The sequence below is a fragment of the Deltaproteobacteria bacterium genome (assembly GCA_016208165.1).
Lineage (GTDB): Bacteria > Desulfobacterota > Desulfarculia > JACQYL01 > JACQYL01 > JACQYL01.
The window spans coordinates 14,417-35,105 of sequence record JACQYL010000112.1; the positions used below are offsets into that span (position 1 = coordinate 14,417).

19 protein-coding genes are annotated in these 20,689 nt (G+C 57.0%); 14 read left to right on the plus strand and 5 right to left on the minus strand.

What is annotated here, in order from left to right; all coding sequences use genetic code 11:
- Positions 1-13: 13 nt before the first annotated feature.
- The 8 genes from HY788_19970 (at position 14) to HY788_20005 (ending at position 6,621) form a co-directional block, all read left to right on the plus strand.
- Entirely contained in the window at positions 14-1,135 is a 1,122-nt protein-coding gene (locus tag HY788_19970) for an acyl-CoA N-acyltransferase (protein ID MBI4776419.1), read from the plus strand.
- A 200-nt stretch (positions 1,136-1,335) separates the two neighbouring features.
- Positions 1,336-2,535, plus strand: a complete 1,200-nt coding sequence (locus tag HY788_19975) for an aminotransferase class I/II-fold pyridoxal phosphate-dependent enzyme (GenBank protein MBI4776420.1) — start codon at positions 1,336-1,338, stop codon at positions 2,533-2,535.
- A gap of 179 nt (positions 2,536-2,714) precedes the next feature.
- Entirely contained in the window at positions 2,715-3,908 is a 1,194-nt protein-coding gene (locus HY788_19980; protein ID MBI4776421.1) for an SGNH/GDSL hydrolase family protein, read from the plus strand.
- A gap of 95 nt (positions 3,909-4,003) precedes the next feature.
- Complete coding sequence (locus tag HY788_19985; GenBank protein ID MBI4776422.1) at positions 4,004-4,339, plus strand: discoidin domain-containing protein; 336 nt, start codon at positions 4,004-4,006, stop codon at positions 4,337-4,339.
- 173 nt (positions 4,340-4,512) lie between these two features.
- Positions 4,513-5,058 carry a YeeE/YedE family protein gene (locus HY788_19990; protein ID MBI4776423.1) on the plus strand — a complete coding sequence of 182 codons (546 nt, stop codon included), beginning with the start codon at positions 4,513-4,515 and terminating at the stop codon, positions 5,056-5,058.
- Positions 5,058-5,663: a YeeE/YedE family protein gene (locus tag HY788_19995; protein ID MBI4776424.1), complete on the plus strand. Its 606-nt coding sequence runs from the start codon at positions 5,058-5,060 to the stop codon at positions 5,661-5,663. Before HY788_19990 ends, HY788_19995 begins: the two co-directional genes overlap by 1 nt.
- 14 nt (positions 5,664-5,677) lie before the next feature.
- Positions 5,678-6,145 (plus strand): hypothetical protein, encoded by a 468-nt coding sequence (locus HY788_20000; protein MBI4776425.1) that lies wholly within the window; start codon positions 5,678-5,680, stop codon positions 6,143-6,145.
- 143 nt (positions 6,146-6,288) lie between these two features.
- Positions 6,289-6,621 carry a hypothetical protein gene (locus HY788_20005; protein ID MBI4776426.1) on the plus strand — a complete coding sequence of 111 codons (333 nt, stop codon included), beginning with the start codon at positions 6,289-6,291 and terminating at the stop codon, positions 6,619-6,621.
- A 37-nt stretch (positions 6,622-6,658) separates the two neighbouring features.
- Here the strand turns inward: HY788_20005 and HY788_20010 are convergent, their stop codons facing one another.
- From HY788_20010 to HY788_20025, 4 genes are all read right to left on the minus strand, one after another.
- The gene (locus tag HY788_20010) at positions 6,659-7,426 is read right to left on the minus strand and encodes a glycosyltransferase family 2 protein (protein MBI4776427.1); all 768 of its coding nucleotides are present in this window, start codon (positions 7,424-7,426) and stop codon (positions 6,659-6,661) included.
- A 160-nt stretch (positions 7,427-7,586) separates the two neighbouring features.
- Positions 7,587-8,762: a trypsin-like peptidase domain-containing protein gene (locus HY788_20015; protein MBI4776428.1), complete on the minus strand. Its 1,176-nt coding sequence runs from the start codon at positions 8,760-8,762 to the stop codon at positions 7,587-7,589.
- Positions 8,755-10,623, minus strand: a complete 1,869-nt coding sequence (locus HY788_20020) for an ATP-dependent metallopeptidase FtsH/Yme1/Tma family protein (protein MBI4776429.1) — start codon at positions 10,621-10,623, stop codon at positions 8,755-8,757. Before HY788_20020 ends, HY788_20015 begins: the two co-directional genes overlap by 8 nt.
- A gap of 128 nt (positions 10,624-10,751) precedes the next feature.
- Complete coding sequence (locus HY788_20025; GenBank protein ID MBI4776430.1) at positions 10,752-12,887, minus strand: ATP-dependent helicase; 2,136 nt, start codon at positions 12,885-12,887, stop codon at positions 10,752-10,754.
- A gap of 141 nt (positions 12,888-13,028) precedes the next feature.
- Between HY788_20025 and HY788_20030 the strand changes: the two genes are divergently transcribed.
- From HY788_20030 to HY788_20040, 3 genes are all read left to right on the plus strand, one after another.
- Positions 13,029-14,243 carry a hypothetical protein gene (locus tag HY788_20030; protein ID MBI4776431.1) on the plus strand — a complete coding sequence of 405 codons (1,215 nt, stop codon included), beginning with the start codon at positions 13,029-13,031 and terminating at the stop codon, positions 14,241-14,243.
- A gap of 167 nt (positions 14,244-14,410) precedes the next feature.
- On the plus strand, positions 14,411-14,734 hold the full coding sequence (locus tag HY788_20035; GenBank protein MBI4776432.1) for a hypothetical protein: 324 nt from the start codon (positions 14,411-14,413) through the stop codon (positions 14,732-14,734).
- A gap of 31 nt (positions 14,735-14,765) precedes the next feature.
- Positions 14,766-15,155 (plus strand): hypothetical protein, encoded by a 390-nt coding sequence (locus tag HY788_20040; GenBank protein MBI4776433.1) that lies wholly within the window; start codon positions 14,766-14,768, stop codon positions 15,153-15,155.
- Between the two features lie 28 nt (positions 15,156-15,183).
- Here HY788_20040 and HY788_20045 read toward each other — a convergent pair whose 3' ends face one another.
- Complete coding sequence (locus tag HY788_20045; GenBank protein MBI4776434.1) at positions 15,184-15,963, minus strand: acetoacetate decarboxylase family protein; 780 nt, start codon at positions 15,961-15,963, stop codon at positions 15,184-15,186.
- Positions 15,964-16,370: 407 nt separating this feature from the next.
- Here HY788_20045 and HY788_20050 point away from each other — a divergent pair, with 407 nt between their 5' ends.
- From HY788_20050 to carB, 3 genes are all read left to right on the plus strand, one after another.
- Positions 16,371-17,720, plus strand: a complete 1,350-nt coding sequence (locus HY788_20050) for a hypothetical protein (GenBank protein MBI4776435.1) — start codon at positions 16,371-16,373, stop codon at positions 17,718-17,720.
- Positions 17,721-17,795: 75 nt separating this feature from the next.
- Positions 17,796-18,905 carry a glutamine-hydrolyzing carbamoyl-phosphate synthase small subunit gene (carA, locus tag HY788_20055; protein MBI4776436.1) on the plus strand — a complete coding sequence of 370 codons (1,110 nt, stop codon included), beginning with the start codon at positions 17,796-17,798 and terminating at the stop codon, positions 18,903-18,905.
- 4 nt (positions 18,906-18,909) lie between these two features.
- The coding region (carB, locus tag HY788_20060) for a carbamoyl-phosphate synthase large subunit (GenBank protein MBI4776437.1) at positions 18,910-20,689 on the plus strand (1,780 nt) is incomplete at its 3' end.

The window sequence follows — 20,689 nt, forward strand, 5'->3', positions numbered from 1 at the left end:
ATAAGGGAGGACCGTGCACGGAATCGACTTACAGCCGGTAAGAAACACGTCGGACTTGAAGGCGTTCATCGAGTTTCCTTGGCGGCTATACCGGAATGACTCCAACTGGGTTCCTCCTATAAGGTCCGATGTGGCTCGTTTGCTTACTCCGGGTAAGCACCCGTTTTGGAAATTCTCGCACCGGGAGCTTTTCCTGGCCCGGCGGGGAGACGAGGTGATGGGCCGAATTGCAGCCATTGTAGACGGGAACTACAATCAATATCACGACGAGAAAATGGGCGTCTGGGGTTTTTTCGAATGCGTTTCGGATCCGGAGGCCGCGGTGTCCCTGTTTTCGGCGGCCGAACAGTGGGTGCGCGGGCAGGGCATGGAGTTCATCAGGGGTCCCTTGAATCCTTCGGCCAACTACGAAACCGGCCTTCTGATCGAAGGGTTCGATTCGCCGCCCACCCTGATGATGGCATACAACCCTGCCTACTACCCGGACCTGGTCAGGCTGTGCGGTTTCAAAAGGGAGAAAGACCTGTTTTCGTTCCTGCTGACCAGGGAATCCGTTTTTCCCGAATGGGTGTTCCCTTTGGCGGAACGACTGTCCAAGAAAGGCGGGATCCGGATTCGCAAGGCGGACCGGAAAAACGTGAAACGAGACATGCGCCTTATGAACAACCTCTACAACGAATATTGGGCGCACACCTGGGGCTTCGTTCCATTGACGGACGCCGAGTTGGAAGAGGCGGCGAAAGACCTGGTGCACGTTCTTGACCCCGACCTGGCGTTTTTCCTCGTCGACCGGGACGAACCCGTAGGCGTCTGCCTGATCCTTCCCGACATTAATCCCCTGCTGCGGCGTTTCAACGGCAAACTGGGTCTGACCGCCCTGCTCAAGAAGAAGCTCTACTGGTCCGAGATTACGGGTTTGAGGTGCATCATGTTCGGTGTCAAGGAGGCCTACGGCCAACTGGGGCTTCCCCTGGTGGCGCTGGATCACGTTGTGCGCGAATTGGAATCCAAGGAACAATACCGGTTTGTGGAATTGGGCTGGACCCTCGAGGATAATCAGGATATCAACCGAGCTTTTCAGGAGATCGGCGTCCAACCGCACAAGCGTTATCGGATCTACCGGAAAGACCTATGACGTTGTCGATCGAGGGCACGCCACAGAAAGTCTCCCGCCAGCGCCGGGGAGGGGTCCGGAATTCTCCGGCTTCAAGGAATTTATCCGAATTCCGGATCTGGCTGCGCTCGTCCGGAATGACGCTTCTGCAATTTCGACACAGCCGCGATCTTCAGAATAAAACGCGTTCAAGCGCCATGGTGGTGAGAGAAACCTGAACCATGTCGAGACCTGACTCCATTTTCCGCAAAATCGATACGTATTCGGTTTCCCTGGAGGCCAAGAAACTGGGCATTTACCCTTATTTCAGAGAGATTACGTCGGAGCAGAACACGGAAGTGCGTCTCAAGCAGGGCGGAAATGTCTTGATGCTCGGGTCCAACAACTATCTCGGGCTCGCCAACCATCCTGAAGTCAAAGAAGCGGCGATAAAAGCCACGGAGAAATACGGCGCCACTTGCGCGGGTTCCCGGTTTCTCAATGGGACGCTGGATCTACATACGGAACTCGAGAGCGAACTTGCCGCCTGGGTCGGAAAGGAGTCCGCACTGCTCTATACCACCGGATTCCAGGTGGGCCAGGGGGTTCTCGCGGCGATTCTCGGACGGCGCGACCATGTTCTACTGGATCGGCATAACCACGCGAGCATTCTGGACGGGGCCAAACTGTCTCCTGCCGCCATAGACCGGTACATGCACAACGATATGGAACACCTGGAAGAACTTCTTTCGCACATGGAAGAGGATCAGGGCAGAATGATCGTTGTGGACGGCGTCTTCAGCATGGAAGGGGACATTGTCAGACTTCCGCGGCTTCTGGAGCTGGCGGATACCTGGCATGCCGCTGTGATGGTGGACGACGCGCACGGGTTGGGGGTCCTGGGCGAGCTTGGCCGCGGCACGGCCTCGTTCTTCGGCCTGACCGACAAGGTCGACCTGATCATGGGCACGCTCAGCAAATCGCTCGCCTCGGTGGGCGGTTTCGTGGCCGCGGATGAACAGACCATCGAATACCTGAAACATCACTCGAGGGCGCTTATCTTCAGCGCCAGCATGCCGCCTTCCTCGGCGGCGGCGGCCTTGGCGGCGCTGAAGGTCATAAAACGTGAACCCGAACGGATCGAGCGGCTCTGGGAAAACACGGAAAGAATGAGGCGGGGACTGACGTCCCTCGGATATGATACGGGTCTCTCGGAAACGCCCATTATACCCATCCACGTGGGTAATCTGGACACGCTCGCGCGCATGTTCAAACGACTTGAAACGGAAGGTATTTTTGTCAATCCCATCATTCCTCCGGCCGTTCCGCCCAACCACTGTCTTCTCAGAATCAGCTTGATGGCCACACACTCGCCCGCCCAGATCGATCGCGCCCTGGACATATTGGGTCGCGTGGGCAGGGAACTGAACGTCATCCGATAGACCGAACGGGTCCGCCCTTCCGTGAATACGAAAAGGCGGCGCATGTTGTTGATGAAAAGGACCTCTCGGAGAAAATGCCCTGGAAACGGCCGAAACTTACGTTTACACACCATCGCAACACTGATATCCTGGAAGGATCCGGCACAGGCAAAAAGGGTAATCATACAAGGGATACATGAATGAAGAAACGGCTGCTTTTCATTTACCTCGTTTGTGGTGCGCTCGTTTTGTGTCCCGCAGGCCACGCCGCCTATTTTACCGATGTGGTTGCCTTTGGGGACAGTCTATCCGACAACGGGAACGTGTTCGCCCTGACCCGCGGATTCATACCGGATCAGACGCTCTACTACGAAGGTCGTTTCTCGAATGGGCCCGTGTGGGTGGAATATCTTACGGACGAGCTCGGTGTCGGCGGGCATCTGCGGGACTATGCCTATGGCGGCGCGCAGACCGCCGGCGCCATTCCTCCCGGCCTGTTGCAGCAGGTCCAATATTTTGTAGAAACGTTTGAAGTTCCAAGTCGTGCACTTTTCGCCATCTGGATCGGAGCCAACGATCTCTGGCGGGAGGGGGCGGACGTGTCGGCATCGGTCCGGAACATCATGGACGCTCTGGACCTGCTTGTTTCGGCCGGGGCCGATCACTTCCTGATTCCGAATCTGCCCAATCTCGGAGCAACTCCCAAATGGAGCGGTTCCCCGGAGTCTTACGGCAAGGGCATGGACGTTACCGTCGAGTTCAACCGGAAGCTGAAAGACGGCGTGGATACCTTTATGGAAGAAAACGCCGGCGTGACGGTGTATTTCCTCGATGTGTTCGAACTGTTCGAAGTCCTGATGGTGGATTACAGCTCTTTAGGATTCACAAACGTCACCGAGGAGTGTCCGAATTTTGGGGTGAATTTTGACGGGGACGGATATCTTTTCTGGGACGAAATCCACCCGACGAGGCAGGGGCACGAGTACATGGCGATGAAAGCGGCGGCTCTGATCCGGTCCGTTTCGGAACCCCTGGCGGACGTGAAAGCCAACGGCTCGGACGAGACGATCACGGTGAGTCCGGAAACGTCCGTGGTCGTAAATGTAACCCTGGATCCGGGGAAGCTCGCGGGACTCCGTTCCGATCTCTGGATTGTGGGAACGGCTCCGTTTGGTACGTTTTCCTACCTGGTTTCCTGCCGCGGCTGGGAAGAGGGGATTCATGCCGGTTTGCCGTCCCCTTTGCCGGAAACGGCGTCGTCACTGAAGGTGCTCGACAGGACGCTTTCGCCTGGAACGTATACTTTCTATTTCGCTGTGGACGATAACGCCGACGGCGTGCCGGACGCTACGTGGATGGATTCGGTTCAGGTCAATGTGAGCGAGGGCTCTTGAAGCAGTCGAACGTTCGATTCTCGTTTTCGGCCATTGGCGGATCAAGAGAACCACTATGGTGACCGGTGGATCCAGGTGGACCTGGATCCAAAGCTGTGGTGCGGGGCGTGTGGGCGGCCGAGCTGGGGCTCGGCGTTCCCAGGGAGGGGTCCAAGGCTCTGGTGCGGACCGTGGGCTCCAAAGGCAGGGCGAAAAACTGCGCCCAGTGGGTGACCTCCTGCAGGTTGAGCCATAGCTCGGACGGCATCAAGTGGATCTTTTATCAGCATGACGGTTCCATCGTAACGTTCAAAGGCAACGTCGACGCCAATACGGAGGTGCGTAACGATCTCCCTGCACCGGTGACAGCTCGATACATCCGATTCAATCCGGTGACCTGGTACGGTCACATCACCATGCGGGTGGAAGTGTTCGGGATTTACAAGGAGTGAGGCCGGATGTGACGGTTGTGCCTGAGCCAATCCACTTGACCGCCGTATTCCGCATTCTTATTATAAAAAATTGTGTGGAGATACGGTGAGCGACCTTTCGGTTTCAACCGAATGCCGAGTCGTGTTTAACTCTCAATCCGGTCAGGTTCCTCTGACAAGAAAAGGAGTACATTGTGTCTAATCCGTTTGCCGCAAGAGACAAGCGTCTATACGGCCAATCGTACTGGTCGCCCTATGTCTGCGGTGTCATACTGGGGCTGGCCCTCCTGTTCGCGTTCTATACCATGGGGCGGGGACTGGGATCGTCCGGGGCTTTCGCACGCCTCACCATTGCGGCCACCAATGTCATCGCCCACCAATACACGGCCGAGAATCCGTATACGGCCTCTTACGTTGAAGGGGGAGCGAACCCGCTGAACGATTGGCTCGTCTGGGAAGTGTTCGGCGTGATCCTGGGAGGTCTGTTCGGCGCCTTTGTGTGGGGACGGTTTAAAGGCGAAATCGCCAGGGGACCGAATATGGCGGCCGGAGGCCGCCTATGGCTGGCGCTGTTCGGAGGTTTTCTTTCCGGCTGGGGCGCTCGATTGGCGACCGGCTGCACGTCCGGCCAGGCCCTTACGGGAGGCGCGTCACTGGCCGCCGGAAGTTGGATTTTCATGTTCTGCATTTTTGGAGGGGCGTACGCCGCGGCCTGGTTTCTCAGAAAGGAGTGGCTCTAATGGGACCTTTGGATAAACTGGGACTCATCCCGGGATGGTATGGAATGGAACTCGCCGTGCTGACCGGGTTCTTTTTCGGCCTGGCTTTGGAACGGGCCGGTTTTTCCGATCCGCGGAAGCTGGTCAATATCTTCTATCTGCGTGATTTCGCGGTGCTCCGAGTAATTTTTACGGCCATCGTAACATGCGCGGTGGGGCTGGGGGTCCTCTGGGCCGCAGGTCTCTATCGGATGGAATTGATATATATTCTACCCACCAAGCTGACCGCCCAAATCATCGGCGGATTTATTATCGGTGTGGGTTTCGTCGTGGGAGGATACTGTCCTACTACCAGTGTAGTGGGCGCGGTGACCGGAAGACTGGACGCCGTGGTCTTTTTGCTCGGTATGTGCCTGGGCGTAGTCGGGTTCTTCGTTCCGTTCAGATTGTGGAGCGGTTTGTACGATGGAGTTCAGGGCCAGATCCTCGTTCCGGAAGTGTTGGGTCTCAGTCACGGCGTTACCTTGCTTCTTATCGTGGCCATGGCGGCGTGCATGTTCATGGTTGCGGCCTGGGTTGAGAAGAAGATCAACAAAGAAGACGTGTTCGCCCAGGCGAGCGGTTAACCGGGAGGACGATCATGTTTCATTTGAGAAAGACCACGCTGTTCGGGCTTATCCTGTTACTGGCCGGCTCCGTGGCCGTTGTTTTGGCGAATCCCGAACAAAGGGCCCTTCGATCCTACAACGCCCGGTTGGAGGCGCTGAAGTCACAGTTGAATTTCGTAAAGAACTCCGAAGCCGATCCGCTGCAGATGCTGGATCAGTCGGACCGAGAGGCCGTGGACTCGTTGGAAGAGTTCCTGCAAACATACCGGGCTCCGAACATGTATCGATTTGGAACCATGAAGGAGTTGGCCATCCTGGTGCTGTCCACGGAACCGGTGGTGAATTATCTTTCCATGGCCGCCAGAACGGCTCTTCCTGCTCCAAAGGGAGAACTTCCTTCGTCGGAAGCCGCCGTCCAGCCGTCCTCGCCGGCCGTCACACCGCCGGCCTCGGCGCCGCCCAAAGCCACCTTCAGGATAGGACAAGACGAAGGCTGCTGACGGAAAAAAGGGTTTCCGCCCCCTCTCCGGAGGAGTCGTGGCGGCTTTCCAGTATCTCACCATACCATGGGGAGTGACCTTTTTTAGAAGGGTTCCTCCCCATCGTTTTCTTGGGGATGCTCCGTCAAGGATACGTGCGTTTTGTGTTGAACGGACCGCCGGATGAGACCTTTGGGTATAAACTGGGCGCGGACTTGCATATCAACGTGCACTGGTGGCAGGGAGACCTGAGGATTCAGTACGCCTGGGGCGATGACATTGACATCGATGACATCGGCTACGAGCTGTCCACCGTGGTGCTGCCCGACAGTTTTGTCGCCATCAACGGTAATCAGATTGAGTGCCGATTCTACAAAACGGACGTCCGATACTGGAAGGATAAGGAGAGTGAATTGAAGGGCTGGTGCGATCAGGGTAAGGAAACGGTCTGCCGGGATACCGCCCGACTGCCGGAAATCCTCAATCCGGGCTTTTGATTCCGGCTCGCGAATGTTCCGGGCGCCGGCGTATCCGTTACGATCCGGGAGACTCTATGGTCAGCTCCTTCAGCTTTGCGTACTTGGCAAAGGTGTAGTGGGAGTAGAGACAGGCCAGGAGGAATCCGTAGTAGCCGTCCAGAAATCCCAGTTTGAACACATACATGTCCAGAAACGTATACATCGCATGCCCCAACATGCGGAGAGGGCCCGTGATGCGTCGCGTGGCGTACTCCCGGGCGCTGAGACTGGAGTACCGGTCGGACCGGCGCAGGAAATCGGATATGTCCCGGTAGGTATAGTGGAGGATGGGATTTTGCAGGTCCGAGGTCTTGCCTTGAATCACCACCTTCTCGTGAACGGCCCGTTCTTCGAATCGGCCCCGGTTCCGGCGGAAGAATCTCAATGTACGGTCGGGATACCAACCTCCGTGTCGAATCCAATGACCCGCGAAATGATTCTTTCTGGGGATGGAGTAACCGTCCATCGAGTTGCTTCGGTGTAAGACTTCACGTATTTCTTCGACCAGTTCAGGCGTCACCCGTTCGTCGGCGTCCAGGGAGAGGACCCAGGTCTTTTCCGCTTTATCGAGGGCGCTGTTCTTCTGAGCGGCGTATCCCTTCCATGTTTCGACATAAACCTTGGCGCCCCGCTGCCGGCACAACTCGAGCGTACGGTCCGCGCTGTGGCTGTCCACCACCAACACTTCTCCGGCCCATTTCACGGAATCCAGACAATCCGCGATGTTGCGTTCCTCGTCGTGAGTAATGATGATGACGGAGACATCCTGGAGTGGATCGGTCATGGTTCACCACTGAAGCGCTATGGACTCGCAGCCTACCCCAAACAACGCATTAATCCCGTATTCGCAGACAATGCTCCCCCGGCCTGAGGAAAACAAACGACTTGCTGCGCGGCGGTTCTGCTGCAGCCGGATTCTCGGTTATACCGTTACCTGGGTTGGATCAGGGTCGTTCCTTCAGACGAACCGGGAGATCGATCGGTTTACCGTCCCGCACGACTCGAACGGAGACGACATCGTCCACCCGCTTGCTTTCAATCAATCGTCCGAGCTGGTTCATTTCTTTGATGGGAGCGTTGTCGATGCTGGTGATGATATCGCCGCCCACGGGAAGCCGCAGGTTTCCGATGATCGCTTCTTGAGTTCCACCCCGGATGCCGGCTTGATGGGCCGGGCCTTCCCGGACGACCTCCACCACCAGCACGCCCTCGGTTATGCCGAGACTGAGGGCGTCCGCCAATTCTTCGGAAAGACCTATGCCCGTAATCCCCAACCAGGGCTTGGCGAACCGGCCCTTGGTGATCAGTTGGCTCGCGACTTCCTTGGCATAGTTGACGGGAATGGCGAACCCGATGCCCTGATAACCCCCGCTCAGGCTGAAGATCGCCGTGTTGATTCCGATGACCTGCGCGTTGGAATTCAGCAGCGGCCCTCCTGAATTACCCGGATTAATGGCGGCGTCCGTCTGAATCAGGTTTTCCATCCGAGCGTTATCCCGCGTTTGGATTTCGCGCTTTAGCGCACTGAGCACGCCGGTGGTCAAGGTGTGGGACAGACCGAAAGGATTTCCAATGGCGATGGCTTTCTGTCCCCCTCGCAGGGTGTCGGAATCTCCCAATGTGGCCACCGCCTCGACGTCTCCCGACGGAATCTTTATTACCGCCAGGTCCGACTGGCGGTCGCGCCCCACCAGACGGGCTTCGACTTTTTTACCCATGGCGGTCGTCACCGTAAGTCGCTGGGCCTTTTCCACGACATGGTTGTTCGTCAGAATGTACCCTTCCGGATCCACAATAAAACCGGAACCCTGACCCTGCTGAGGAATCACCTCCATCCAGAAGTTCACCCGGAGGGTGGTCGCCACAATGTTGACAACGGCCTTGTACGCTTTCTCGAACACGTCCTGGTTGATCTGTTCGTCCGCTGAAACCACGATGGGAGGTTTGGATTCGGGCGTTATTTGATTGAACGCCAGTTCCGTGGGCTTCGGCCGGCCGGAAAAGAGACCTCCAAGGTCCAGCTTGTCAAACAAAGCCAGAATGAGAACGCATAGAACCGCGACCCACAAGATGGTTCGAAACCAGGCCGTTCCGCTGTTGTTGGCGCCCCGGTTATTCATCGGTTGCGCCTTTCGTTTCCCCGGTGGACACATCCGGGATCTGAACCGGTTCCTGTCCAAACTCCACCATGATTGTTTTGAGCTGATCGCCGGTAATCACTTCTTTCTGGAGCAGCACCTCTGCGGCTTTGTCTAACGATTCCCGTTTCTTCTCGACAATATCCAACGCTTTCTTAAATTGCTCTTCGATCACTTCCCGAATTTCATCGTCGATCATACGCGCCGTGCCCTCACTATACTCATTGGGGGCCGCAAAGAACCCGGTCTCCAAAAACTGTCCGTGGCGTTCCTTATCGTAATACACGTGCCCCAATTGTCGGCTCATTCCGTATTGCTTCATCATGCTTCGGGCAATGTCGGTTGCTTTGGCCAGATCGTTGTGCGCTCCGGTGGAAACATCGCCGAAGACCACCGTTTCGGCGGCCCTGCCACCCAAAAGGACCGCGACCTTATTCAGAAGTTCGGATTTTGTCATCAGAAAGCGATCCTCGGTGGGCACTTGAAGCGTATACCCCAGTGCTGCGATGCCTCGGGGGATGATGGATATTTTCTGAACCGGTTCCGTTCCGGGCAGGGACAGCGCCACGAGAGCATGGCCCACTTCGTGGTGGGCAACGATGTTCCGTTCCTTTTTGTTGATCACTCTGGATTTCTTCTCGAGGCCGGCTATGATTCTTTCCACGGCCTCTTCGAACTCCGCCATTCCGACATGATTCTTGCCATGGCGAACGGCCAGCAGCGCCGCTTCGTTGACCAGGTTGGCCAGGTCCGCACCGACGAGCCCGGGAGTCATATTGGCGATCTTTTCCGGGTCGATGTCCTCGCCCAATTTGACGTTTCGCATGTGAACCTTGAGTATGGCCTCTCTGCCCTTCTTGTCCGGCCGGTCTACAAGCACGTGTCGGTCGAATCGACCCGGGCGCAAGAGGGCCGGGTCCAGGATTTCCGGACGGTTGGTCGCCGCCATGAGTATAACGCCCACAGTGGGATCGAATCCGTCCATCTCGACCAGCAATTGATTCAGCGTTTGCTCGCGTTCGTCGTGACCGCCTATTCCCGAGATGCCTCGGGCTTTGCCCAGAGCGTCCAGTTCATCCACAAAAATGATACAGGGAGCTTTGCTCTTGGCCTGCGTGAAGAGATCCCTGACACGGGCCGCTCCCAGCCCGACGAACATCTCGACGAACTCCGAGCCGCTCATGCTGAAAAAAGGCACGTGGCTTTCTCCCGCCACCGCCTGGGCCAGAAGGGTTTTTCCCGATCCCGGAGGTCCCACCAAAAGCACGCCTTTGGGCATCTTCCCCCCCAGTTCGGTGTACTTTTGCGGATATCGGAGGAACTCGATGATCTCCTCGAGTTCCTCTTTGGCTTCGTCGACACCGGCGACGTCGGAAAAACGTACGTTCAGGTCTTCTTCCACATAGATTTTGGCTTTGTTCTTACCGAGCGTCATGAATCCGGGCTGTTGCGCCCCGATTCGCCGGATCATAAAGTACCATATCCCTACGAACAACAGCACGGGGAGGATCCACGAAAGCAGATCCCTGAAAAAGGTGTTTTCGACTTCCCCTTTGAACGTGACCCCATATTTCTCTAATTCTTTCGAAAGTTCGGGATCCACGCGTATGGTGCGGAAGGTCTTTTCAGGGGTGGCGCCGTCGGCTTGAATCCTGCCTTCTATGGTGTTTTGGGACACGGCAATTTCTTTGATCTTCCCTTCCTGGAGTAACTTCAGAAACTGGCTGTAGGGGATGCGCTCGACGCTCAAAGCGGAAACCAGCATATTTTGGATCAACAGGACGACCCATACCCCCAACAGGACGTACCATATGGAAAACCGGGCTTTTTTTTCAACGGACATGTTCCCTCACAAAGTAAATGGTGCGATCCGACCAAAAAATGTTCGTCCGATATCTCCTATGATAACAGAGATATCATCCGGCCGAAAGCGGGAAGGTGGAGTCCGACAACTTTCATTCACTAAAGAATTCAATCAAGGATTTCTATTGGCGCGTACGCCAACTTCAATGTCACGAGTCCTTTCTGGTCGAAGTGGGCCATGATCTTGTCCTCACCCTGTTCGGCAATGACAATTCCGACTCCAAAGGTGCGGTGACGTATACGCTTGCCGGTCAGGGAGTTGGTTGCTCGCATTCCGGACCCGCTTGAAGGGACCGTGTGTCGGGGTACTGGATCCGTACGCGTAGGAGCCGGTCCCACCGCGCGCTTCGAGCAGTTGTATGGGGCGCCGCTTTCAAGCGAACTCAGAAATCGGGAAGCATGCACGTCGATCAGACCCTCTCCGTGTTTGTACCAGATCCGCGGGTATGAAAAATAGAGACGTTCCTCGGCCCGGGTGGCGGCTACGTACAGCAGCCGTCGTTCCTCCTCCATCTCTTCGGAGTCTTCCCCCACCAGGCTGTGAGGAAACCATTGTTCGGCCACCCAGATGACAAAAACGGCTTTCCATTCGAGGCCTTTGGCCGAGTGAATGGTGGATAGGGTCAGCGTGTCCCCCGGACCATGAAGGTGCGCGTCCGACTGAGGGGGCTCCAGGGTCACCTCGGCCAGAAAATCGGTGAGTCGGGTGAAGCGTTCCGCCAGGCTCATCAATTCTTCCAGGTGACGTGCGCGCTTCGGATGATCGTCGTATTTTTCGATCAGAATCGGGTTATAGTAGGCGCACACGCGTTCGACCTGCTGCCGGGGATTTCCCCGAATCCGAGACAGGTCTTCGAACAGTTGCGCCAGCGCTTTGGCGCCCGGCAGGCTTCCCATCTTGGGGATCGTGGCCAGGGCCCGGTATCCTGCATTGCTTTCCTTGACGAACTGAATGGCCTGAGTAGCTCTTTTCAAACCCACGCCGTCGAGGAGCAGAAGCACGCGCTGCCACGAAAAAAAGTCCGAAGAGTTGGCCAGCAATCGAAGGTGGGAGACCACGTCCTTGATGTGCGCCGCCTCGAGGAACTTGATACCCCCGTATTTGACAAAGGATAGACCCCGATTGGCGAGTTCGACCTCCAGGTCAAAGGAATGATGGCTTCCCCGGAACAGAACGGCGATGTCGTCCGGGCGGTAGTCACCTTCGAGCAGATGTTCGATCTCGTTGGCCACCAGTACGGATTGGTGGTGCTCGTTTTCCGCGGACCAGATTACCGGTGGCGACCCTTCAGTGCGTACGGTGTACAGACACTTGGTGTATTTTTCCTTCGCTTCGGAGATAATCCGGTTGGCTGCATTCAGAATCGGCTGGGTCGAACGATAGTTCTGCTCGAGTTTGATGATCCGCGCATGGGGAAACCGAACCGGAAAATCGATGATGTTCTTGAACCTCGCTCCGCGGAACGAGTAGATGGATTGTGAATCGTCCCCGACGACTACTACGTTCTGGTCTTTACCGGCCAAATACGTAACCGCCTCGCTTTGGCTCGGGTTGGTATCCTGAAATTCGTCGACAAGCACATGCGAGTACCGGGTGTTGAGGGCCAGGCGCACCCATTCGATACGGCGAAGCAGTTCCAGGAAATATTCCAGCAAATCGTCGTAGTCCAACAGCGCGTTTTTCTTTTTGTGTTCCTCATAAAGCGTTCGGACCCGCTTCATGTCTCCCAGGAACCGCTTCAGGTGGGGACTCTGGCGTTCGACCAGGGCTTCGAGATCCTCTCGCCGGTTGACGGCCTGACTAAACACACTCATCAGCGTGCTTTTTCTGGGAAAACGCAACTCCCGACGGTTCAATCCCAGATCTTTCCTGGCCCAGGATAGGATGTCTTCCGAATCCGCACGGTCCAATATGGTGAAGTCCGGGGGGATATCGATTTCCGGGCCGTACATGCGGAGTACTTTATTGGCCATCGAGTGGAAGGTTCCGCCTTCAACGGAAGCACATCGGCTGTCCAGCAGGGCGGCGGCCCTGGACAGCATTTCCTCCGCCGCCCGGCGTGTAAACGTCAGTAGGAGGATGGATGACGGCTCGACCCCGCTTTCAACCAGTCTGGCCACACGGTACACGAGAGTGCGCGTTTTTCCGCTGCCGGCTCCCGCCACGATCAGGGCCGGTCCATTGCCGTGCATGACCGCCTCGAGTTGGGCCGGATTCAGCTCTTTTTCATAGTTAATCGACATGAAACCCCTCGGAAGAAGGCCACCGACCTGACGATGCGTTCCGGCCTCACGAAAAGCGGTTCGAAACCCCTCTAATCGTGTTTTTTGGCGCCATAGTTGCCAGTGATACGAGCGCAACACACCACAAAAGGAACGAGTCCCGTGGCATCGATAAACGGAATCGCCGGCGATACGACCTTAATAGTATGTAATTACAAGAGAAACAGTGTTTCCGGTTTCGAGAATGACCTTACTCTGGCCAAGACGGAATCACTCCTAAAGCATACAAACCAGTATGTCAGATGGAAAAGAATGCGTCAAAATAATCCCGCCGGCGCCAAGGAAGTGGCGGAACTGGTCCTCGATCGCTGCCGGATGCTTCGGGAAGCCCGCGGCGGCGCTCCGACGGATGTGACGAAATTCGACCAACTGACGGAGCAGCTCTGTCGCAAAGGCATCCGCCTATTCAAGAGTCATCAGTTCAGGGAGCCCATATTCAGCTCCCTCCGGCCATTGACTGCGGCGGAAACCTCGGCGCGCTCGTCCCCATCACAGGTCGACGCGGAAACCATGGCCCAAACGTTGTCCGCCGGCCCTCCGGTGTCCCCGGACTTTCCATCCTGCATCCTGCCCGGAGATCCCTTGCTGTTGTGGCCGAACAACGCGCCCGAAGTTTCGAAAGTCCAGGAAGCCTTCGACCTATCCAAAGGCTCCCGCATTCCAACCGTGTCCGACGCCTCCGACGCCTCCGAAGTCTCCGATGTCTCCGAAGTCTCCGATGTCTCCAACGGGTCCGACATCTCCAAAGAGGTTGTGCAACTGGCTCGAGACCGATATCTTGGAAAACACTATCGAAAGCGGGACTGCTATGTCTTCCTGGTGAGGGCCCTGGAAGACGCCGGCATTAACTACTACGGTTCGAACGGCGTCAAGGAGGCCCTCCTTCGTAAAGCCGTGAACGAGGGCCGGCAGCGATACGCCTACCTGACGGGCGAAGGCGTGATTCAGTCTCTCTGCTCGAATCCCAGTGAAATCCATATTCCCCGGGCCAGTGACAAGGCCTTCCCGGAGGCCTGGGCGCGGCTGAAAGAAGTGTTGTCTCCCGGATCGTTGATTTCCGTATCTTCCCGGCGTTTCGGACACACGGGAATCGTAGGCAACAAAGGAAACGAGTGGACCCTCATCAATTCCGCCAGACAAGGCCGTTCGGGCGAAAGTGGGTACCAGGTGAAAGAGGAGAACCTCGAGAGCGAGCTGAGATCTTGGATCCGGCGCGCTCAGGAACAGAGATCGTTCTTGACCGTGACCGTGGGAAGTCTCGAGACAAACATGGCCGCCCGCTTCAGTCCGGACTCCGCCGGGCGAAAAGTCGGTTGACATCCCCCTCCCAAATTCCGAAAGTATAACCCGGAACACTCGCGAAGTCGAGGTTTCCCAGGGTGAGGCGGGAAAGCGACATCCTCCCGCCACAGAGAATCATCGTTTGGGACGCGTCATGCGCCCGGCGTGGGGCGTGCACAGGCTGGACAACGGAAGGGAGGATCATGGAAATCCCGGAGAAGCACAAAAAACTCCTGCTTGGACTGGGAGTGAAGGAAGAAGAGTTCGATCTGTTCGACGGAACGACGTTGACCTATGAATACGATGACGGGAAGGGCGTTCGAATCTACGATCCTTCGTACAAAACCTCCTGCACCGTGTATATTGAGGTCGAGGGCTGGTCGTCCTGGTCCAGCGAAGAAGACGGTTTCATGGAGCAGATCTTTCCCGAGGGCCTGCCGGAACGCGCCCCGGGCGGAGAGGTGACCTTGAGCGAGCAGGAGATCGAACGACTTCGGCGGGAGCGCAAGGAACAACAAAAGCATTAGGGAACAGCCGTCCTTCAAAGGGGACTCCGGTTTGGAATCCGACATTCAAACGCTCTTGAAAAAGGCGTTTCGCATTATTCCGGGTGAAGACTTCAATCAGGTCCGGTACCTGTTGACCAACGATGCCGAAAGACCCCTGTTGGTCTGCGAAGGCGCGATTCCCAAAAACGCCGACTGGGAAACCGTGAAAAGCGCCGTGTATCCGCCGCTGTGCCGATATTTCAAAGGGAAAAGGGTCCGTCCGGACCGTCCTGAAAACTGCATCGTTGCGCTTTTTTACGAGGGTTCCTTCCATCTTATCCAGGGCGTGGATTTTGTGGACGCCTTTATGGAAATCGAAGGAATAGACCGGGACGCCTTCGCCAAAATCGTGTCCTCGTGGCTCGATCCCACCCCGGTGCTTCACTTGCCGAGCCCTTGAACCGCACGGCCTCGCGAAGTTCAAAAGTCTAGTACCCGTCCACTTTCATGGTGATGAAAGGCAGGAACGCGGCAGGGTCGGCTTCGGCGACAACGGAGCCTTTGAGCATCGAGTTGTCGCCCACCGTGTACACGGCGCCCAGCACTCGCACGGGTTGGACGTCGCCCCAGGGGTCCCATTGGGAGGATCGTAGGATCAGTTCGGCCTTGCCCGCTTCGACGGATTTGGGCCGCATGACCACCACTTCCCGGATCAGGCGGGGGTGATAGTCGAAGCCGGCGCCGTCGGGGGCGGGAAAGTACTTGAAATTGAAGATAATGGCATGAGTTTCCGCCGTTGGGGTAAAGGCGCTTTGGACTTCGGGGACATTGAAGGTTCCGGTCAGGTCCGCCGTCATTTCGAGAAAACGAAACCCACGGCGTTCGGTCCAGCCCAGCATCCGTTCTCCTTGCCTCGTCAAACCGATTTCCCCGATTTTCTTGGGGTACCCGAACATCTCCCGGCCGCCGATCATGGCCATATCGTTGCTGACGGGCATGGCCAGGCAAAAACTTCCTTCTTCGCCGTTGAACGAGGCTTGCACAAAGAGGCCGCTCTCCCGATACTCGATGCCGAAGTTGGTCTTCGGGTAGTTCGCCGTGAATGCAAAACCGATGGGCATGGAAGCGGGCTTGAGGGGAGGGGGCAGCAACCGCTCGACGACCTCGGTCTTGGTCTCGAAGAACACGGTCAACATTTCCGCATCGAAAAAATCGTAGGTTTCCCGGTGCATGCGGGCGATCTCATGTAGCGTTTTGACAAAACCCATGACAGGCTCCCTTATGTTGTCAAAAAGCGATTGGACGATTTGGAGGTTCGTCCGTTTCCGGAAACGAAGCCTTCTGAAGCGGACGGTGCTCGTCCTCCGGTTTCCGTTTCCAGGTCACCGGCGCGTGCGATAAACGGCAACCTGCTTCAGTTACACAAATCCCGACTCGAACATCATACCAAATCCAGTGGAAATTTGCCACCGTGTCGAAACCGGTCGGGGTGTGCGATGGGTGTGCGACATAATCGGTGATTATGCAGCGCGCCTTTGATCCCAACAGCCTTCGAATGGTCGTGACGCCGGACGGGATGCGACACGATTAAATTCTTGACTGCCGGACGCCGATTTCATATAAAAACCCGTTTAAGCGGTGCGCGACGGCTTCCCACCCTTTCCGAGCCAATGACATGATGAATCGAAGCCCCTTTTTCTGGATCTACAATCTGTGTTCCGTGCTCGCGCTCCCGCCGTTGCTGGGTGTGGCTCTGTCGCATCTGTTGCGCCGGCCGGGGGATTGGCAAGGCGCGGAACAGCGGCTCGGATTCATACCAAAGTCGATATCCGGCGGAATGAAAGGGCGTCCGCGCATATGGATGCACGCCGTGTCCGTAGGGGAGCTTCAGGTGGCGGCCTCGCTGTCAAAGGCGTTGATGCGTCGTTTCCCGACCGCGTCCCTGCTGGTTTCTTCCACCACGCCCGACGGCTATCGCCAATCGCGCGGAGTTCTGCCGCGGAACGTGCAGGTCGCCTACTATCCGCTGGATTATGCGCCCTGTGTGATGGGGGCCCTGAAGCGGGTTCGGCCGGACATGTACATTGCGCTCGAGACCGAAATCTGGCCCAATTTTCTCGAGATGGCGCGGTCCCTGGGGACGACCACGATTCTGGCCAACGGCCGGATTTCCGTTCGCTCGATGAAACGTTACCTGGCGCTCAGGCCCTTTTTCAGGCGGGTCCTCGGATCTTTCGACCTCTGCCTGACCATCGCGGAAATCGACGCGAGTCGTATTCGGGCGCTCGGAGTGCCCTCGAACCGGGTGCGCGTGACGGGAAACGCAAAGTACGATATGCTGGCCGAACGAGTCGAACAATCGAACACCGAGGCCTTGACCTCGAGGCTGGATGTGCGGCCGGGAAGCGCGTTGCTTGTTTTCGGCAGTGTTCGTGGACCCGAGATTGCGCCCCTGATCGCGGCCTTGAAACGACTCCTGTCAAAGCGGTCGGATGTACTGGCCGTGCCGGCGCCCCGCCATCTGAAGCGGGTGCGCGCCATGGCCCGAGCCCTTCAGGCCAACGGCCTCGGCTTCCAATATTGGACACGGATCCGTTCCGGACGTGAACGGCGGACCGAACGGGTGGTGATTTTGGACACCATGGGCGAGTTGCTCGATTTTTACGGAGCGGCGGACGTGGTGTTTTGCGGCGCTTCGCTGGTCCCTTTGGGCGGACAGAACGTTATGGAGCCCGCCGCATGGGGCAAACGACCTCTCTACGGGCCGCATACCGAGGATTTCGAAGACGCGGTCCGTCGATTGGAGTCCTTCGGGGGCGGTCTCCGAGTGGAAAACGCCGGCGACCTTATGAGTCGTATCGAAGAGCTGCTGGACGATCCCGAAAAACGCGCGGCCGGCGATAAAAAAGCGAGGCTTGCGTTTCAATCGTTCACGGGAGGCGCCGACCGCGCGGCGGAAGCGATTTTTCAGTTGTGGAACACGAGCCGAGCGCGCGAGCGAGGCCGGCTAGGTCCGGCGAGATGAAACGGCGGCGGGCGATTTACCGCTTCCGGCCGATTCATCCACGCTCTCATCTTTAGCACCCATGAGTGAAGACACATGAAAGCATTGTTGGCACTGGAAGACGGCGCCCTTTTCGAGGGCGAGAGTTTCACCGGGGCGGGAGAAGCCCTGGGAGAGGTGGTGTTCAATACCAGTATGACGGGATATCAGGAAATCCTGACGGATCCGTCGTACAAGGGCCAGATCGTGGCCATGACCTATCCCCTCATAGGAAATTACGGCGTCAATCCGGATGACGTGGAATCCGCCGACATTCGAGTGGAAGGACTCATCATCAAGGAATATCCGCCGAGAGTGAGTAACTGGCGATCCAAGGGGGACCTGGCGGACTATCTCCGGCGTTCCAACGTCCTCGGTGTCGAGGGGATCGATACGCGGGCTCTCACCAAGCGCACCCGTTCCGTGGGCGCACTGAAAGGCATCCTTTCCACGGACGTGTCGAGCCCGGAAGCCTTGGTGGAGAAGGCCCGCCAATGGCCGGGCCTGGTGGGCGCCGACATGGTGGAATTGGTTGTCGGGGGCCGGCCGTACTCGTGGCCCGAACTGGAGCCGGCTACCGAGTGGAAAAGGAACCGGCGGTTTCGCGTGGTGGTGTATGATTACGGTGTGAAATACAATATTCTCCGGAGCCTGTACAAAAGAGGCTGTGAAGTCATCGTGCTGCCTCCCCGTGGATATGACCGGCTTCTGGACGACCTGTCCCCGGACGGCGTGGTCCTGAGCAACGGTCCGGGAGACCCGGAGGGCATTCCCTACGCGGTGGAGGAAGTGCGGCGGGTTCTCAAGCGGTATCCCATCTTCGGAATTTGCATGGGCCAGCAGGTACTTGGCCTGGCTCTGGGCGCCCGCACTTACAAACTGAAGTTTGGACACCGAGGAGCCAATCAACCGGTGATGAACCTCGAGACGCGCAAAGTGGAGATCACCTGCCAAAACCATGGATTCTGCGTGGACCCCGAAACCCTGGACTCGTCGGAAGTGGAAGTTACGCACGTGAACCTCAACGACGGTTCGCTGGAAGGATTTCGACACAAGACGCTCCCCGTCCTCTCCGTGCAATATCATCCCGAGGCTTCTCCGGGGCCGCACGATGCAAGCTATCTATTCGACCGTTTCATCGACATGATGCAATCGAGAAAGTCCTAACGCCATGCCAAAACGAACCGACATCAAGAAGATACTGATCATCGGCTCCGGTCCGATTATCATCAGCCAGGCGTGTGAGTTCGATTACAGCGGCACGCAGGCCTGCAAAGCCTTGAAAGAGGAAGGCTACGAGATCGTGCTGATCAACTCGAATCCGGCCACCATCATGACGGACCCGGAGATGGCCGACTTCACCTACATCGAGCCGCTGACACCGGAAATGGTGGCCAAGGTCATCGAGAAGGAGCGTCCCGACGCCTGCCTGCCCACGCTGGGAGGTCAAACCGGGCTGAACCTGGCCGTTTCCGTGGACGATATGGGCGTATTCGAAAAATTCGGAGTGGAAGTCATCGGCGCTTCGCCTAAAGTCATCCGGAAAGCCGAAGATCGGGACCTGTTTCGCGAGGCTATGAGCCATATCGGTCTTCGGATTCCCAAGAGCGGCATTGCCACGACCATGGACGAGGCCCGGCGGATCGCCCAGGATATGGGCCTCCCCGTGATTGTCCGGCCCAGCTTTACATTGGGGGGCACGGGCGGAGGCGTGGCCTACACCTGGGAAGATCTCGAGACGCACGCAACCGCAGGGCTTGCCGCGAGCCTGATTCATCAGGTGATGGTGGAAGAGTCCGTGGTGGGATGGAAGGAGTTCGAACTCGAAGTCATGAGGGACCGCAAAGACAATGTGGTCATCATCTGCCCCATCGAGAATTTTGACCCCATGGGCGTTCACACGGGGGACAGCATCACCGTGGCTCCGGCTCAGACCTTGACGGACCGGGAGTACCAGAAGATGCGGGACGCGAGCATCGACATCATGCGGGAGATCGGCGTGGAGACGGGAGGGTGTAACATCCAGTTCGCCATCAATCCCGAAAACGGCGACCTGGTGGTCATCGAGATGAATCCGCGCGTCTCGCGGAGTTCGGCTTTGGCGTCCAAGGCCACCGGTTTTCCCATTGCAAAAATGGCGGCAAAACTGGCCGTGGGATTCACGTTGGACGAAATTCCCAACGACATCACCCGTGAAACCATGGCGTCCTTCGAACCCACGATCGATTATTGCGTGGTAAAGATTCCCCGCTGGGCGTTCGAGAAGTTCGAAGGTTCCGAGGACGTGTTGACCACGTCCATGAAATCCGTGGGCGAGGTCATGTCCATTGGGAGAACCTTCAAGGAAGCGTTGAACAAGGCCATCTATTCGCTCGAAATCGGCGCCTACGGCATGGGTATTCTGAAAGATCCCGTGGAGGACGAAGAGCTGCGCCAGAAACTCATCTATCCCAATTCGAGACGATTGTTCTACATCGGTCGAGCCTTTCGCCAGAACTACACCGTGGAAGACCTGTACAAGCTGACCGCCATCGACCCTTGGTTTTTGGCTCAGCTGAAACAGATTGTGGAAATGGAGGACCTCATCGAGTCGGCGGGTTCCATTGAAAAAGTGGACCAGGACCTGCTGCGAAAGGCCAAAAAATGGGGGCTCTGCGACCGGTTTCTGGCCGGTTTGCTCCATTCGGACGAAGAAACGGTTCGCCGGAGGCGATTGCGGGAGGAGACCAAGGCCACCTTTAAACTGGTGGACACCTGCGCCGCGGAATTCCAGGCGTATACCCCCTACTACTACTCGACGTATGAAACGGAAGACGAAAGCAGCCCCTCGGACCGAAAGAAAGTCGTGATCCTTGGGGGCGGCCCCAACCGGATCGGACAGGGAATCGAGTTCGACTATTGCTGCGTCCATTGCTCCATGGCCCTGAGAGCGGAGGGCGTGGAGAGCATCA

Bases quoted from the DNA above. Each gene is read 5' to 3' on its own strand.
- HY788_19975 (MBI4776420.1), top strand. From the start codon at position 1,336: ATGTCGAGACCTGACTCCATTTTCCGCAAAATCGATACGTATTCGGTT.
- HY788_19980 (MBI4776421.1), top strand. From the start codon at position 2,715: ATGAAGAAACGGCTGCTTTTCATTTACCTCGTTTGTGGTGCGCTCGTT.
- HY788_19995 (MBI4776424.1), top strand. From the start codon at position 5,058: ATGGGACCTTTGGATAAACTGGGACTCATCCCGGGATGGTATGGAATG.
- HY788_20000 (MBI4776425.1), top strand. From the start codon at position 5,678: ATGTTTCATTTGAGAAAGACCACGCTGTTCGGGCTTATCCTGTTACTG.
- HY788_20010 (MBI4776427.1), bottom strand. From the start codon at position 7,426: ATGACCGATCCACTCCAGGATGTCTCCGTCATCATCATTACTCACGAC.
- HY788_20015 (MBI4776428.1), bottom strand. From the start codon at position 8,762: ATGAATAACCGGGGCGCCAACAACAGCGGAACGGCCTGGTTTCGAACC.
- HY788_20020 (MBI4776429.1), bottom strand. From the start codon at position 10,623: ATGTCCGTTGAAAAAAAAGCCCGGTTTTCCATATGGTACGTCCTGTTG.
- HY788_20025 (MBI4776430.1), bottom strand. From the start codon at position 12,887: ATGTCGATTAACTATGAAAAAGAGCTGAATCCGGCCCAACTCGAGGCG.
- HY788_20035 (MBI4776432.1), top strand. From the start codon at position 14,411: ATGGAAATCCCGGAGAAGCACAAAAAACTCCTGCTTGGACTGGGAGTG.
- HY788_20045 (MBI4776434.1), bottom strand. From the start codon at position 15,963: ATGGGTTTTGTCAAAACGCTACATGAGATCGCCCGCATGCACCGGGAA.
- HY788_20050 (MBI4776435.1), top strand. From the start codon at position 16,371: ATGATGAATCGAAGCCCCTTTTTCTGGATCTACAATCTGTGTTCCGTG.
- carA (MBI4776436.1), top strand. From the start codon at position 17,796: ATGAAAGCATTGTTGGCACTGGAAGACGGCGCCCTTTTCGAGGGCGAG.